Below are 14,753 nucleotides of genomic sequence, written 5' to 3'. Positions count from 1 at the left end.
CGCCCGCGGCGGTCATCCCGGTTCGGCCCCGCGCGGCGGCGGATTCGGCCGCACCCCCCCCGGCTCCCGCCCCCTCCGGGCGGGGGTGGGCCCGACGTCGGGCCCACCGCCGGCCGTCGCGGCACGCAGGGCGGCGACGAAGGCCAGGCAGGACGGATACCGGTCGTCGGGGCTCTTGGCGAGGGCCTTGGCGAGGACGGGGTCGACCTGCGGGTCGAGGTCGGGCCGGGACTCGGTCAGCGGCGGCGCCTCGTCGTACTGGTGAGCCCAGAGCAGGGCCATGTCGTCGTCCCGGCGGAAGGGCGGATGGCCGGCCAGGATCTCGAAGACCACGCAGGCGAAGCCGTACACGTCGCAGCGGGCGTCGACCGGGCGGCCCGAGATCTGCTCGGGGGCGACGTAGTCGAGCGTGCCGACGAACTGGCCGACCGTGGTGAAGCCGGTCAGGGACAGCGACTTCTTCGTCAGGCCGAAATCGGTCAGGTAGGCGTGCTCGGGGTGGTCGCTGTCGGTGCCGCGGGCCACCAGGATGTTGCCGGGCTTCACGTCCCGGTGCACCAGGCCGTGGTCGTGGGCCGCGTCGAGCGCGGAGGCGACCTGGGCGGCGAGACGCAGGGTGGTGGCGGGCGACAGCGGGCCCTCCCGGTCGAGGAGATGGCGCAGATCGCTGCCGACGACGTACCGCATGGCGATGTACAGCACGCCGTCCGTCTCTCCGGCCTCGAAGACCGGCACGATGTGCGGGTGGTCGATCGCGGCGGCGGCCCGGGACTCGTGGGTGAAGCGGCGCCGGAAGGTGTCGTTGCGGGCGAGTTCCGGGGCGAGCAGCTTCAGGGCGACGGTGCGTTCCAGACGCAGGTCGCGGGCCCGGTACACGACGGCCATGCCGCCGCGCCCGATCTCCTTCTCGATCCGGTACCCGGCGATCTGCTGTCCGAGCAGCTCGGAGGGCCGCCCGGAGAACAGGCTCGTCTCGCGGGTCAACGGGTGTCACCCTCGGGCGACACGACCCGGGTGGGCTCGGACCCCACGATGCGCGTGGGCGGCGCCTCGGCGGGACCGTCCGGCTCCTCGGCCTCCTCTTCCGCCTCTTCGGGAGACACGACACGTGTGGGCGGGGCCTCCGCGGGACGGGCGGTCTCCTCGACCTCCCCGGCCTCCCCGGCCTCCCCGGCCTCCTGGGGGGACACGAGGCGAGTGGGCTCGGGGGCATCGGAAGACACGACCCGCGTCGGCTCGGGAGCCTCAGGAGACACGACCCGCGTCGGCTCGGGAGCCTCAGGCGGCACCACCCGCGTCGGCTCCGGAGCCTCAGGCGGCACGGCACTCGCCGGTTCTGGAGCCTCAGGAGACACCACCCGCGTCGGCTCCGGAGCCTCAGGAGACACGACCCGCGTCGGCTCGGGAGCCTCAAGCGGCACGGCACTCACCGGTTCGGGAGCCTCAGAGGACACCACCCGCGTCGGCTCAGGCGGAACGACCGCCGCGGGCGGCGCCGCGGCCGCCTGCGCGGCATCCTCGGCCCGAGGCCTCTCCTCAGCTCTGGGCGGCTCTTCGGCCCTGGGCACCTCCGAGACCCTGGGGGGTTCCTCGACCCTGGGCGGCTCCTCGGCCCGAGGATGCTCCTCGGCCGCCTCCGGGGGCACCACCCGAGTGGGCGTACGCGCCGGTACCGGGGTCTCGGACGGGCGGGACTCCGGCCGGGAACTCGGTGTCTCGTCCGTCGCGTACGTGGTCGCCCGGGTGCCGTCCGCGTACACCCAGTGCCCGTGCGCGGCGTCGTAGAGCCACACCGACTCGCCGTCGACGACGACGCCGATCCGCAGCCCGTGGGTGCGGGAGTGGAAGGACTCCCGGTCGAGGCCGCCCGCGAGGTCCTCCACCGCGGACCGGTAGCGCGCCAGGGCCTCCTGCGCGCGGGTCAGCAGCGGACGCGGATCGGCGGTCCGGGTGAGCGGCCCGTCCGCGGCGGGCGGATCCTGCGGCACGGCGACCAGGCGGCGGCCGTCGACCCAGGCCGACCAGCCGTTGAAGCACAGCACATGCCCCCAGTCGCCCTGCTGTTCGACGAGCTGCACCGGCAGCAGGGGGTCGAGGTCCACCGTGGGCCGTGCCGGGTCGGGGGCCTCCCAGGCGGGCATCCCGTGCTGCGGGACGACGTGCGTGGGCCGGAAGCCGGGAGTCGTCATAAGAACTCCCTACTTCCGCATCACGGCCGGTTCGTGCCGGCGCAGCAGCCGGGACACGAGGAAGCCGAAGAGCGCCGACAGCACGACCAGCATCCCGATGTCGAGCAGCCACATGCCCGCCGAGTGCTCGAAGAGCGGATCCTTGGTCAGATCGTCGGGCACGATCCGGGCCAGCCCGACGGTGCCGGCCATCGCGGCCAGCGCCCAGCGCGCGGGCACCAGCCAGCCGAGCTGCTCGAGCCCGGGCACGCCGTCCAGCTTCAGCAGGGCCCCGCAGAAGACGACCTGGACGATGGCGACGAGCACGAGCAGCGGCATCGTCACCTCTTCCTTGCGCACCAGCGCCGAGATGAGCAGCCCGAGCATCATGGCCGTGAACGCCAACAGGGCGACGGCGACCGCGATTTCCACCAGGGGCGGCATCAGCACGCCTTCGCCGCCGGGCGCGCCGAGGTCCACGCCGAGCAGGGCGACCAGGGTGAGCACCACCGCCTGGAGCACGGTGATGACGCCGAGGACGACGACCTTCGACATCAGGTACGCCGATCTGGACAGGCCCACCGTGCGTTCCCGCTGGTAGATCACGCGTTCCTTGACGAGTTCGCGTACGGCGTTGGCCGCGCCGGTGAGCACCGCGCCGACGCACAGGATGAGCAGTGTGTTCATCGCGGTGTCGAAGCTCAGCTTGCCGCCCGACAGGGCGCGCGCCATCACGCCCATCACGAACGGCAGGGCGATCATGATGATGAGGAACGTGCGGTCGGCGCTGAGCGCGGAGGCGTACCGGCGCACCAGGGTGCCCAGCTGGGCGGCCCGGCTGCGCGGCCGGGGCGGCGCGGTGATGACGACGGGCCCGGACCGGGGCAGCCGGGGCTGGGCGGTGGCGTCGGCGACGTAGTGGTCCCGGAACGGCGAGGCTCGGTAGTCCCCCGCCCAGTCCCGGTCCTTGTCCCGCTCGAAGGCCTCGAAGGCCTCGGGCCACTGCTCGAAGCCGAAGTAGGCCAGGGCGTCCTCGGGCGGCCCGTAGTAGGCGATCTTCCCGCCCGGCGCGAGCACCAGGAGCCGGTCGCACACGTCCAGGCTGAGCACGCTGTGGGTGACGACGATGACGGTCCGGCCGTCGTCGGCGAGGCCGCGCAGCATGTGCATCACCGAGCGGTCCATGCCGGGGTCGAGGCCGGATGTCGGCTCGTCGAGGAACAGCAGCGACGGCTTGGTCAGCAGTTCCAGGGCCACGCTGACGCGCTTGCGCTGGCCGCCCGACAGGCTGTGCACGGGCTGGTCGACGCGCTGTTCCAGGCCCAGTTCGCGGATCACCTCGTCGACCCGGGCGCGTCGTTCGGCCTTGGCGGTGTCCTGCGGGAAGCGCAGCTCGGCGGCGTAGGAGAGGGCTTTGCGGACGGTCAGCTGGGCGTGCAGGATGTCGTCCTGCGGGACGAGGCCGATGCGCTGGCGCAGCTCGGCGTAGTCGCGGTAGAGGTCGCGGCCGTCGTAGAGGACGGTGCCGTGGTCGGCGGGCCGCTGGCCGGTGAGGGCGTTGAGGAGTGTGGACTTTCCGGCGCCGCTCGGGCCGACGACGGCGAGCAGGCACTTCTCCCCCACCGGGAACGACACGTGGTCGAGCAGTGTCTTGCGGCCGCGGTCGACGGTGACCGCGAGGTCCTGCACGTCGAGGGAGATCTCGCCGGTGTCGACGTACTCCTGGAGTTCGTCGCCGACGAGGCAGAAGTCCGAGTGGCCGATGCCGACGATGTCGCCCTGGCTGACGGGGGCGCTGGTGACGCGGCTGCCGTTGAGGTACGTGCCGTTGTGGCTGCCCAGGTCGGTGATCTCGTACGTGCCGTCGGGCAGTGCGCGCAGCTCGGCGTGCCGGCGGGAGACCACCAGGTCGTCGATGACCAGGTCGTTGTCGGTCGCGCGGCCGATGCGGACGGTGCGGGCGGGCAGCGGCCGTACGGTGGTGGGCTGCCGGTAGGTGCCGGTCGCCGCCGGCATGGAGACGGCGGAGGGGCGTTCGGGGGCGGGTTCGGGGCGGCCCAGCAGGGCCACGCGCGGCCCGTCGGCGGGGTTGCCGAAGCGGATGACGGTGCCGGGGCCGACGACCCACTCGTGGATGCGGCGGCCCTCGGCGTAGGTGCCGTTGGTGCTGTTCTCGTCCTCGATGGTCCAGTGGCCGTCGGTGGGCCGCAGCACGGCGTGGTGCCAGGAGACCCGGTCGTCGTCGATGACGATGTCGCTCAACGGATCGCGTCCGACGTGATAGTCGTGACCCGGAATCATCACCGTGGAGCCCGTCTCGGTCTCCAGGACGAGTTCTGGTGCTACCGACGACTGCGCCATGACCAAGATTCTACCGATTTGCCTGGTGTGTGCCTCTGCGAGCGGGTCAGGCCACGGGGATTCCCAGGCCGGGAGCCGTCCGCTGCATCCGGAGGGCGTCCACGGACTCGGCGAGCAGTTCGTACTCGGTGGTGTCGTCGCTGGTGGCGATGCGCACCAGCCGTCCGGCCGCCAACTCCTCGGCGACCCGCTCCTGGTAGCCGGGGTCGGCACACCAGGCGCGCAGCTGTGTGGGCACGTCGGGCACGGTGTCGGCGACCGGCACGAGCGCGCCCGGCGGTAAGTGCTCGGCGTCGGGCTGAGGGTCGAGGCGCTGGGCGATCCAGGAGGCACGGTCGCGCAGCCACCACAGGGCAAGGGCGAGGGTGGGCGCCCGGTAGGTCCCCAGGGGGACCCCGATGCGGCGGCCGTCGCAGACCCCGTACGCAGTGACGTGACACAGGAACTCGTCGTGCACGTGACCTCCCCCGTTGCCCTGCCCGCCTGCCGGACTCGATCCACCGCGGCTCGCGTGCTGTGCGTGAGGACACCGTCGCTGGATGTGAAAGCGTTCTCGCAGGTCAGTATGTTCACTGCTGAATCACTGTCACCACGACTTTCCGGCCACTCTCCTGGCATATTCACACCCCGAGTTGGCCGAAACCCGGCAGGGTGCCCCAGAGCGCATGACTCCGGAGGTAATCGACGGTCCCGCCGGACGCGGGCAGGGTGGTGCGTACCGGATCCGCCGCGAGTGCTGACCCGGGCCCTGACCAGCAGGTACGACCTTTCCGGAGGCTGATCTCCCATGTCCGCACCCGACCGGCGCTACGAGAACGCCGTCGCCCGCTACTTCGAGGCCTGGAACGCCGAGAACCCGTCGGCGCGGGAGAAAGCGGTCGCCGCCGCCTGGACCCAGGACGGTGGCTACACCGACCCGCTCGCCGACGTCCGGGGCCACGAGCGGATCGCCGGGTTGATCGCGGCGGTCCGCGAGCAGTTCCCGGGGCTGGTGTTCCGGCTCGCCGGGGCCGTCGACGGGCACCACGACACCGCCCGCTTCTCGTGGGAGCTGGTGAGCGAGAGCGACGGCTCGGCGCCCGTGGCCGGCTCGGATGTGATCACGCTGGACGGGCAGGACCGGATCAGGGCGGTGCTCGGTTTTCTGGACCGGGTCCCCGCCGGGGTGTGAGGCCGGCGATGAGTTCTCCGGTGTCCGGCGGTCTGATGTGTGAGGAGCCGCCGAGCACCGGAGGACGCCATGGCCACGACCGCAGATCTGGACGCGGAGTTCACCGCGGTCCTGCGCAAGAGCCCCGCCGAGGGCGGCTGGACCTACCTGGTCTGGCCCCGGTCCGTCGAGTTCTTCGGCACCCGTGGCCTGGTCAAGGTCCGCGGGACGATCGACGGGCACCCGTTCCGCAGCTCGTTCATGGCGCTGGGCGACGGCACGCACAAGCTGCCGGTGAAGGCCGGCATCCGCAAGGCCATCGGCAAGGAGGAGGGCGACACGGTGACCGTGCGCCTGGAGGAGCGGATCAGCTCCTAAACGGGTCGGCCGGGGGCGGCGCACCCGCCCCCGGCCGAGGAGACCGCTACTGCTTGACGATCGCGTCGATCCTGGCCAGCTCGTCCGCGTCGAAGTCCAGGTTGCGGATGGCGCCGACGCTGTCCTCGATCTGCTGCGGGCTGCTCGCGCCGACCAGCGCGGAGGTGACCCGGCCGCCGCGCAGCACCCAGGCCAGGGCCAGCTGGGCCAGGGTCTGGCCGCGCGACTTGGCGATGTCGTTCAGGTCGCGCAGCCGGCCCACCAGTTCCTCGGTGAGCGCGTCGGAGTTCAGGAACGGGCTGTCGCTCGCGGCGCGGGAGCCCTCCGGGATGCCGTCCAGGTAGCGGGCGGAGAGCATGCCCTGCTCCAGCGGGGAGAAGACGATGGAGCCGACCTGGAGCTCGTCGAGGGCGTCCAGCAGGCCCTCGTCCTCGGGGCGGCGGTCCAGCATCGAGTAGCGCGGCTGGTGGATGAGGAGCGGGGTGCCCAGCTCGCCCAGGATGCGGGCGGCCTCGCGGGTCTGCTCGGCGGAGTAGTTGGAGACGCCGACGTACAGCGCCTTGCCCTGCTGCACCGCCGAGTGCAGGGCGCCCATCGTCTCCTCCAGCGGAGTGTCCGGGTCGGGGCGGTGCGAGTAGAAGATGTCGACGTAGTCCAGGCCCATCCGCTGCAGGCTCTGGTCCAGCGAGGACAGCACGTACTTGCGCGAGCCCCACTCGCCGTACGGGCCGGGCCACATCAGGTAGCCGGCCTTGGTGGAGATGACCAGCTCGTCGCGGTACGCCGCGAAGTCCGACTTCAGGAACTCGCCCAGCGCGGACTCGGCGGAGCCGGGCGGCGGGCCGTAGTTGTTGGCGAGGTCGAAATGGGTGACGCCGAGGTCGAAGGCGCGGCGCAGAATGGCGCGCTGGGTCTCGACGGGCCGGTCCGGGCCGAAGTTGTGCCACAGGCCGAGCGAGAGCGCGGGAAGCTTCAGGCCGCTGCGTCCGGTGCGCCGGTAGGGCATGTCCGCGTAGCGGTCGGGGTGTGCGGTGTACAACGCGACTCCAGAGGGGTTGGCTGGCGCGGTCGGATGAAACCGGTGTCCACTCTGGCGTGACCTGCGCCCATGCGTCCAACAGAAGAATCCGATGGAATTCAGCGGTTACGCTTCTCAGTCATGGAACTGCGCCACTTGCAGCACTTCGTCGCGGTCGCCGAGGACCAGCACTTCACCCGGGCGGCGGAACGCCTCCTGGTCTCCCAGTCGGGCCTGTCGGCCTCGATCCGGGCGCTGGAGCGGGAACTGCAGACGCCGCTGTTCGTGCGGACGACCCGCCGGGTGACGCTGACCCCGGCCGGGCGGGCGCTGCTCGGTGAGGCGGAGCGGATCCTGGCGCAGGTGCGGACGGCCCACGAGGCGGTGGCGGCGGTACAGGGCGTGCTGCGCGGCATGCTCGCGCTCGGCAGCGAGCAGTGCATCGCCGGGGTGCATGTGGCGGGGCTGCTCGCCGCGTTCCGGCACCGTCACCCGGACGTGGAGATCTGTCTGCGGCAGGCCGGGTCGGGTGCCCTCGCGGAGGACGTCGCGGCGGGCCGGCTGGACCTGGCGTTCGCCGTGCGCACGCAGGAGGACGGCGACCAGCTGCGGTCGGTGTCGCTGACCAGCGAGCCGATGACGCTGCTGTGCCACTCCAGCCACCGGCTCGCCGCCGCCGGTGCGGCCGTCACGCCGGAGGAGCTGGGCAGGGAGGTGTTCGTCGACTTCCACCCGGACTGGGGGCCGCGCCGCAGCACCGACACGGTGTTCGCCGCCGCGGGCGTACGGCGGACCGTGGCCCTGGAGGTGAACGACGTGCACACCCTGCTCGACCTGGTCGACGAGAACCTCGGCGTCGCCGTGGTGCCGCGGCACTTCGCGCACAAGCGCGCCTCGCTGACCGCGCTGCCCGTCAAGGGCACGGGCGAGGCGGTGTACGAGACGGTGGCCCTGCTGCCGCCCCCGCAGGCCACCAGCCCGGCGGCCCGTGCGCTGATGGGGCTGCTGGAGACCACCGGAGTGTGAGCGGGGGGCACAGGGCGCGGCGATGCGCGATGGTGGAGCCATGCATGCGAAGGACATCCTCATCGACGGCTACGACCGCATCCGGGAAGAAGTCCACGCCACCGTCGACGGTCTCGGACCCGACGAACTGGCCGCCCGCCCCTCCCCCGACGCCAACTCCGTCGCCTGGCTCGTCTGGCACCTCACCCGGGTCCAGGACGACCACATCGCCGACGCCTTCGGCCTGGAGCAGGTGTGGCTCTCCCAGGACTGGGAGAAACGCTTCGGTCTTGGCCTGCCCCGCCACGACACCGGCTACGGCCACAGCCCCGCCAAGGTCGCCAAGGTCCGGGTCGACTCGGGCGAGATGCTGACCGGCTACTACGACGCCGTGCACGCCCAGAGCTTGGACTCCCTGCGCGGTCTCACCGCCAAGGACCTGGAGCAGGTCATCGACGAGCGCTGGGACCCGCCGGTCACCTTGGGCGTCCGGCTGGTCAGCGTCCTGTCCGACGATCTCCAGCACATCGGACAGGCCGCCTACCTGCGCGGGCTCCTTCAGAGCGCGGCTTCGTAGCCGGGCAGCACGACGTCCCGGATGAGGGCGTTCCGCTCGTCGAAGGGGAGGAACGCGCTCTTCAGGGCGTTCACCGTGACCGTGCGCAGATCCTCGACGCCCCAGCCCGCCTGCTCGACCAGCAGGGACATCTCGCGCGTCATCGTCGTGCCCGAGACCAGCCGGTTGTCGGTGTTGAGGGTGACGCGGAAGCCGAGGTCCTTCAGCGCGGTGATCGGGTGCTCGGCGATGGAGGTCGCGGCGCCGGTCTGGAGGTTGGAGGTCGGGCACATCTCCAGGGCGATGCGCCGGTCGCGCACCCAGCCGGCGAGACGGCCGAGCTTGCCCGCCGCGAGGTCGGGGATGTCGTCGGTGATGCGCACGCCGTGCCCGATGCGCTGGGCGCCGCACACCTGGAGGGCCTGGTGGATGCTGGGCAGGCCGTGCGCCTCCCCGGCGTGGATGGTGAACGGCACGTTCTCGCGGCGCAGGTGCTCGAAGGCCGCGAGGTGGTCGGCGGGCGGGAAGCCGTCCTCGGCACCGGCTATGTCGAAGCCGACGACACCGGCGTCGCGGAACGCCACGGCCAGGTCGGCGGCCTCGCGCACCCGGTCGAACATCCGCATCCCGCACAGCAGGGTGCCCACCCGCACCGGCGTACCCGCGGCGGCCGCCTTGGCCATGCCCGCCGCGAGGCCCTCCTGGACCGTCTCCACGACCTCGCTCATCGACAGGCCGCCCCTGGTGTTCAGCTCGGGGGCGTAGCGCACCTCGCCGTAGACGACGCCGTCGGCGGCGAGGTCGAGGACGTACTCCTCGGCGGTGCGCAGCAGGCCCTCGCGGGTCTGCATGACGGCGAGGGTGTGCTCGAAGGTGGCGATGTAGCGCACCAGGTCGCCGGAGTTGGCCGCCTCGTAGTACCAGGCGGCGAGCTCGTCGGGGTCGGTGGTGGGCAGGGTGTGGCCGACCGCGTCCGCGAGCTCCACGACGGTGGCGGGGCGCAGGCCGCCGTCGAGGTGGTCGTGCAGCACAGCTTTCGGGAGACGGTGGATCACTTCGGCGTCTACGCGCGTAGCAGTCATGGCGGGTCTTTCCTTGAGCGGGTGGTTCGGAGCGAGGGGGAGGTCAGCCGGCGGGCTGGAGGAGATCCCAGCGGTTGCCGTACAGGTCCTGGAAGACGGCGACGACGCCGTACGGCTCGTGCCGCGGCTCTTCCAGGAAGGTGACGCCCGCGGCGGTCATCCGGGCGTGGTCGCGGGCGAAGTCGTCGGTGTGCAGGAAGAACCCGACCCGCCCTCCGGCCTGGTCCCCGACCCGGGCGGCCTGGGCCTCCCCCTTGGCCCGGGCGAGCAGCAGGCCGCTGCCGGCTCCCGGGGCGCCGGGTTCGACCACGACCCAGCGGGATCCGTCGGGCCGCGGGGCGTCTTCGGCGAGCCGGAATCCGAGGGCCTCGGTGTAGAAGCGGATCGCCTCGTCGTAGTCGTCGACGACGAGGGTGACCAGGGCGATACGTCTCATCGGGACCTCTCGGAGCGTGCGGTTGACGGGAGAGGTTATACGTAAAACTCATGGCGTGCCAACTACGCTCCCGGCTTCTTCGAAGTCCTAGGTCTTCGGCCTACGCCCTCGGCCCGAGGCGGACCCCGGGGCCCGGCCGCTAGCGTCCCTCCATGAAGATCACCGAACCACCTCGCACCCCCGAACAGCGCAAGGCGGACCTGCTGGCCCGGCTGGAGCGGGAGATGGACATCTGGGTCGCCACGGCCGACGGCGAAGGAGTGCCCTGTCTGGTTCCGCTGTGGTTCGTCTGGCACGACGAGGCCGTGTGGCTGTGCACCCGGCTGACCAACCCCACCGGCCGCAATCTGCGGGACGGCGGGCGGGCCCGGCTGGCTCTCGGGGACACCCGGGACGTCGTGCTCGTCGACGGCGAGGTGGAGACCTTCACGTGCGCCGAGGTGCCGTCCGCCGCGGCCGGGGCGTTCCTCGCGAAGACCGGCTGGGATCCGCGCGAGGACCACGCGTCGTACGCGTTCTTCCGGGTGCGGCCGCGTGCGGTGCAGGCGTGGTGCGAGGTGCGGGAGTTGCCCCGCAGGCATCTCATGCGGGACGGGGTCTGGGCGCTCTAGCCGGTCACCCCGGCCCTCTGCCGCGGTGCGCCCAGCCGGTCCAGTTCCTCACCGGTGAGTCGGATGGCTCCCGCCGCCACGTTCTCCGCGAGGTGGTCGGGGTTGCCGGTGCCGGGGATGGCGAGGACGTGCGGGCCCTGGTGCAGCGTCCAGGCGAGGCGGATCTGCGCGGGGCTCGCACCGTGGGCGCGGGCCACGGCTCGCACCTCCTCGTCGTGGGCGGTGGTGGCACCCTGCTCCCCGCCCTCGCCGGCGACGGCGTAGAACGGCACGAAGGCCATGCCCTGTTCGCCGCAGATCCGCAGCAGTTCGTCGGTCGCGGGGTCGGGACGGTCGAGGGCGTACCGGTTCTGCACGCAGACCACGGGCGCGATGGCCTGTGCCTCGGTGAGGTGGCGTGGCTCGATGTTGGAGACCCCGAGGTGCCGGATCAAGCCCGCCTCCCGGAGCTGCGCGAGGGCCCCGAAGTGGTCGGCGATCGAGTCGTACTTCGGCATCCGGCGCAGGTTGACGACGTCCAGGTGGTCGCGGCCGAGCTGGCGCAGGTTCTCCTCGACGTGGCCGCGCAGATCCTCGGGGCGGGCCGAGGTGCCCCACTCCCCGTCGTAGGCCCGGTACGGGCCCACCTTGGTGACGATGACGAGGTCGTCGGGGTAGGGCGCCAGCGCGGTGTTGATGAGCTCGTTCGCGGAGCGCAGCGACGAGAAGTAGAAGGCGGCCGTGTCGATGTGGTTCACACCGAGGTCGATCGCCTTGCGCAGGACGGCGATCGACCGGTCGCGGTCGCTCGGTGTGCCGTGGTGGAAGGCGGCGCTGCCCGTCAGCCGCATCGCGCCGTAGCCGAGGCGGTGGACGGGCAGGTCGCCGAGTTTCCAGGTGCCCGCGGCGTCCGCGGTGATCGTCTGTGAGCTCATCGGCGGAGTCTCACACACGTCACGCGGACCGTTGGAGCCGTTTACGGATACGTGTACGAGTTGAGGGTGGCGACGGCGGAGGCCGGGTTGCCCCGGTCGTAGTGGTCCACGGCGAGGAAGTTGGGCTTCTTGCGGGCGGCCGGCCGGCAGAACCGCTGGGCTCGGTCGGCGAGTTTGGTGTTGTCGGTCGTGGCCGTGGAGGTGATTCCGGCGTCGCGGAAGTGGTTCATGACGAACAGCGGGCGGAAACCTGGTTCGGTGCGGGTCAGCGGGATGTTCGTGCCGGCGTCGTACCAGCGGCTGTAGCAGGACCAGTCGGAGGAGCCGATGCCCGAGCCCATGGACCAGTAGTTCTCGACGGTCCATTCGCGCTGGTACATGACGCCGAAGCTGTCCCGGGTCAAACCCGCCGCCTGGTCGGCGGAGCGGCTGTGGTCGGTGAAGATCAGCAGCCGGTCGCCGGCGGCGGTCAGGTCCGCCATCGTCGGCCAGCCGTTCTGGCGTACGCCGGTGCTGTCGGGCCGGTACAGCACGTCCGACAGGCCGTTGACGCGGGCGAGTTCGGCGCGCAGGACGCCCGGGTCGACGTAGTCCTCCAAGAAGACGGTGACGAACTGGTCAGGGTGTGCCTTGAGGAAGTCCACCATGCGCTGGAGGTCGACCCAAAGGGCGACGGGCTTGCTGACGAGGGTGCAGCTGTTGTGGCAGAGGATCGCGCCGTCCGGGGTCTGGTGGATGTCCAGCATGAATCCGCGGACTCCGTCCGCGAGTTGCCGCTCGATACCTCGGGTCTGGTTGGGCACGAGGTTGATGAAGGGCGGCGCGAAACCGCCGTCGACGCCGTTGGCGTAGGCATTGTGCGAGGTGAGGAACGTGACCTGGTCCAGGGTGCGTTGGCCCTGCGGCGGCATGGGGCCGGTGGCGGGGTCGACGGGGGTGAGGTACCACGCCGCGAGGTCGCCCGCCCCGCCGACGGCGAGCCGGGCGGGGTAGTTGGCGCCGGACGGCTTGGGTGCCACCGTGAGGTGGCGCGCGGTGCCCGGGGCCTTGAGGGTGTGGCGGTCGGTGCCGGCCGGGGCGATCTCCCAGACGGCGTCAGCGCTCGTACAGGCGACGGTCGCGGCCTGGTCGCCGTTGCGGCCGAGGCAGTTGCCGGGTGTGTCGGTGTTCTCCAGCAGGTGGGCCGACCCGTTCGGCTTCAGCCGCCACTGCTGGCGGTCCTCGTTGCCGCGGGGTCTGTGCTGCTCGACCGCTCCGCCGTTGTCGGCCGCGTTGAGCCCGGTCGTGGCGCTCTGGACGTAGTACGTGCCCGGGGCCGGCACGGCGGCGGCGACGGGCGGCGGGGCCACGACCGCGGCGGCCAGCGCGGCGGTCGTGGCGAGCAGGACGTGGGGGGTGCGCAGTCGCATGAGGGATGCCCTTCCTCGTACTGATCAGGAGTGATCAAGACTGATCAGGTGCATGACACCCTGCATGACACCACGCCCTGGGGTCCGGCGTCAGCAGTAGAGGTTGCCGCCGGGTGACGTCCCGAGGATCTGCGTGAACCGCTGGTAGTTGTTGACGCGGCTCTGCACCTGCGCCGGGTTCTTGCCGTCGCACTCCAGGGAGCCGTTGATGCTGCGGATGGTCTGGCCGAAGCCGGCGCTGTTCACCATGGCGTTGTGCGGGGTCATGGTGCCGGGGCCGGTCTGGGTGTTCCAGTACCACAGGGCCGTCTTCCAGGCGACGGCCGAGTCGTTCTGGACCAGCCAGGGGTTGTTCAACAGGTCGATGCCGAGCGCGTCACCCGCGGCCTTGTAGTTGAAGTTCCAGCTGAGCTGGATCGGGCCGCGGCCGTAGTAGGCGGCCTGGCCGGCCGGACAGCCGTAGGGGCGGCTCCAGTCGCAGTAGTGCGGGTAGTTGGCCTGGTTCTGCTCCACCACGTGCACCAGACCGCCGGTCTCGTGGCTGACGTTGGCGAGGAAGGCAGCGGCCTCCTGCTTCTTCACCGTGTCGCTGCCGGTGTTGGCGAAGCCGGGGTAGGCGCTCAGGGCCGCGGTGAGGCCGCTGTAGGTGTAGAAGGAATTCCGGTTCGGGAACATCTGGTTGAACTGCGCCTCGGTGACGACGAAGCGCGCGTTGGGCGTGCCCGGACCGCTGTCGCAGGCGTACGGCTCCCAGTACCAGGTGCTGATGACCGGGTCGTAGCCCGGGTTGGCGTGCTCGGCGATGTACGCCTTGCCGTCGGTGTAGCGGACGATGTCGCCGGCGTTGTACGACTTGCCCGCGACCCAGTTGGGGTAGCTGGAGCACGCGGCCGCGGAGGCGTTCGAGGCGGGCAGCAGCACGGGGGCGGTGCCCGCGAGGGCGAGGGTGACCAGGACGGCGGACACACGGCGTCTCGACACGGGATCAACTCCTTTGCGGAGCACGGCCGCACCCCGCGGGGCAGGGCGAAGCAGAGCCTTGGCGCACGCGTCGGCGAAGCCGGTCACGGCGTGGCGCGGCCGTGGTGGGGGGTTGTGAAGGCACACTCAACCGCGTTGGTCTGTACCAGTCAAGGGTGTAGACCAGTCATCCGTGTTCGCGGCTGACGGAGGCTCACACGGGTGCCGACTCCGCCAGTGCCGCCGCGAGTCGGTCCAGCAGGGAGCGCAGCAGTTCGTCGTCGGCGTCGCCGAGCGTGGGCCGGCCGGCCCGGACCGTTCGGTCGACGCGCTGCCAGTACTCGCGGCCGCGCGGGGTGAGGTGGGCGAGGATGCGGCGGCGGTCGAACGGGTCGACCCGGCGGTGCACCAGATTCTGGTCGACGAGCTGGTCGACCAGCTTGGTCAGCGTCGGAGGCGGCAGGAAGGCGGCCTCCGCGATCGCCGTCATGTGGCGCCCCTCGCCGTCGGACAGCAGGGCCAGCACCCGCCACGCGTCGAGCGAGCAGCCCTCCTCCTCCAGAACGGCCTGCAGCCGCCCCGCCGCGAGCCGCTCGGCCCGCGTCAGCAACTGCACCAGGTCGTCGGACCGACGGGGAGTTGGGGTGGGCATGCCGCTCCTAGCTCAGAGGTGCGTCCATGGTAAGAGACGCACTGGAGTTCCCC

The 14,753-nt window shown here is 71.5% G+C and carries 15 protein-coding genes and 1 pseudogene; 5 read left to right on the top strand and 11 right to left on the bottom strand.

The genetic code is table 11. From position 1 onward, the window contains the following. Window positions 1–12 precede the first annotated feature (12 nt). The 4 genes and pseudogenes from ACWIF2_RS28655 to ACWIF2_RS28640 all read right to left on the bottom strand — a co-directional run bounded on the left by ACWIF2_RS28655 (window position 13) and on the right by ACWIF2_RS28640 (window position 4,986). On the bottom strand, window positions 13–984 hold the full coding sequence (locus ACWIF2_RS28655; RefSeq protein WP_454363689.1) for a serine/threonine-protein kinase: 972 nt from the start codon (window positions 982–984) through the stop codon (window positions 13–15). Window positions 985–1,628: 644 nt separating this feature from the next. Further along, a pseudogene (locus ACWIF2_RS28650) lies at window positions 1,629–2,189 on the bottom strand (hypothetical protein); the annotation flags it as partial. Between the two features lie 9 nt (window positions 2,190–2,198). Then, entirely contained in the window at window positions 2,199–4,529 is a 2,331-nt protein-coding gene (locus ACWIF2_RS28645; RefSeq protein WP_454363688.1) for an FHA domain-containing protein, read from the bottom strand. A 46-nt stretch (window positions 4,530–4,575) separates the two neighbouring features. Next, window positions 4,576–4,986: a hypothetical protein gene (locus ACWIF2_RS28640; RefSeq protein WP_382488502.1), complete on the bottom strand. Its 411-nt coding sequence runs from the start codon at window positions 4,984–4,986 to the stop codon at window positions 4,576–4,578. Between the two features lie 330 nt (window positions 4,987–5,316). Between ACWIF2_RS28640 and ACWIF2_RS28635 the strand changes: the two genes are divergently transcribed. Together ACWIF2_RS28635 and ACWIF2_RS28630 are read left to right on the top strand one after the other, a co-directional pair. Beyond that, on the top strand, window positions 5,317–5,700 hold the full coding sequence (locus ACWIF2_RS28635; protein ID WP_454363687.1) for a nuclear transport factor 2 family protein: 384 nt from the start codon (window positions 5,317–5,319) through the stop codon (window positions 5,698–5,700). A gap of 69 nt (window positions 5,701–5,769) precedes the next feature. Next, a complete protein-coding gene (locus tag ACWIF2_RS28630; RefSeq protein ID WP_382488500.1) occupies window positions 5,770–6,057 on the top strand; it encodes a DUF1905 domain-containing protein in 288 nt (95 codons plus the stop codon). Window positions 6,058–6,103: 46 nt separating this feature from the next. Here ACWIF2_RS28630 and mgrA read toward each other — a convergent pair whose 3' ends face one another. Continuing rightward, window positions 6,104–7,096 carry an L-glyceraldehyde 3-phosphate reductase gene (gene mgrA, locus ACWIF2_RS28625; protein WP_454363686.1) on the bottom strand — a complete coding sequence of 331 codons (993 nt, stop codon included), beginning with the start codon at window positions 7,094–7,096 and terminating at the stop codon, window positions 6,104–6,106. Between the two features lie 120 nt (window positions 7,097–7,216). Here mgrA and ACWIF2_RS28620 point away from each other — a divergent pair, with 120 nt between their 5' ends. Together ACWIF2_RS28620 and ACWIF2_RS28615 are read left to right on the top strand one after the other, a co-directional pair. Beyond that, window positions 7,217–8,101: a LysR family transcriptional regulator gene (locus ACWIF2_RS28620; protein WP_454363685.1), complete on the top strand. Its 885-nt coding sequence runs from the start codon at window positions 7,217–7,219 to the stop codon at window positions 8,099–8,101. A 40-nt stretch (window positions 8,102–8,141) separates the two neighbouring features. After that, window positions 8,142–8,657 carry a mycothiol transferase gene (locus ACWIF2_RS28615; RefSeq protein WP_454363684.1) on the top strand — a complete coding sequence of 172 codons (516 nt, stop codon included), beginning with the start codon at window positions 8,142–8,144 and terminating at the stop codon, window positions 8,655–8,657. Here the strand turns inward: ACWIF2_RS28615 and ACWIF2_RS28610 are convergent. After that, entirely contained in the window at window positions 8,639–9,718 is a 1,080-nt protein-coding gene (locus ACWIF2_RS28610) for an adenosine deaminase (RefSeq protein ID WP_454363683.1), read from the bottom strand. The genes ACWIF2_RS28615 and ACWIF2_RS28610 overlap by 19 nt on opposite strands. 43 nt (window positions 9,719–9,761) lie before the next feature. Further along, window positions 9,762–10,154 (bottom strand): VOC family protein, encoded by a 393-nt coding sequence (locus ACWIF2_RS28605; RefSeq protein WP_454363682.1) that lies wholly within the window; start codon window positions 10,152–10,154, stop codon window positions 9,762–9,764. Window positions 10,155–10,306: 152 nt separating this feature from the next. Between ACWIF2_RS28605 and ACWIF2_RS28600 the strand changes: the two genes are divergently transcribed. Next, the gene (locus ACWIF2_RS28600; protein ID WP_454363681.1) at window positions 10,307–10,765 is read left to right on the top strand and encodes a pyridoxamine 5'-phosphate oxidase family protein; all 459 of its coding nucleotides are present in this window, start codon (window positions 10,307–10,309) and stop codon (window positions 10,763–10,765) included. On the opposite strand, the gene ACWIF2_RS28595 is transcribed toward ACWIF2_RS28600, so the two are convergent. From ACWIF2_RS28595 to ACWIF2_RS28580, 4 genes are all read right to left on the bottom strand, one after another. Beyond that, window positions 10,762–11,679: an oxidoreductase gene (locus tag ACWIF2_RS28595; protein WP_454363680.1), complete on the bottom strand. Its 918-nt coding sequence runs from the start codon at window positions 11,677–11,679 to the stop codon at window positions 10,762–10,764. The genes ACWIF2_RS28600 and ACWIF2_RS28595 overlap by 4 nt on opposite strands. A 41-nt stretch (window positions 11,680–11,720) precedes the next feature. Beyond that, window positions 11,721–13,082, bottom strand: coding sequence for a phospholipase (locus ACWIF2_RS28590; protein ID WP_454363690.1), 1,362 nt, complete (start codon window positions 13,080–13,082; stop codon window positions 11,721–11,723). Between the two features lie 96 nt (window positions 13,083–13,178). Beyond that, window positions 13,179–14,069: a glycoside hydrolase family 19 protein gene (locus tag ACWIF2_RS28585; protein WP_454363679.1), complete on the bottom strand. Its 891-nt coding sequence runs from the start codon at window positions 14,067–14,069 to the stop codon at window positions 13,179–13,181. A 193-nt stretch (window positions 14,070–14,262) separates the two neighbouring features. Further along, on the bottom strand, window positions 14,263–14,700 hold the full coding sequence (locus ACWIF2_RS28580) for a MarR family winged helix-turn-helix transcriptional regulator (RefSeq protein ID WP_454363678.1): 438 nt from the start codon (window positions 14,698–14,700) through the stop codon (window positions 14,263–14,265). Window positions 14,701–14,753 lie beyond the last annotated feature (53 nt).

It is taken from the genome of Streptomyces sp. NPDC055506 (assembly GCF_053643595.1).
Note: the sequence above shows the minus strand (reverse complement) of the source record. Positions and strands in the feature narration are given on the sequence as shown.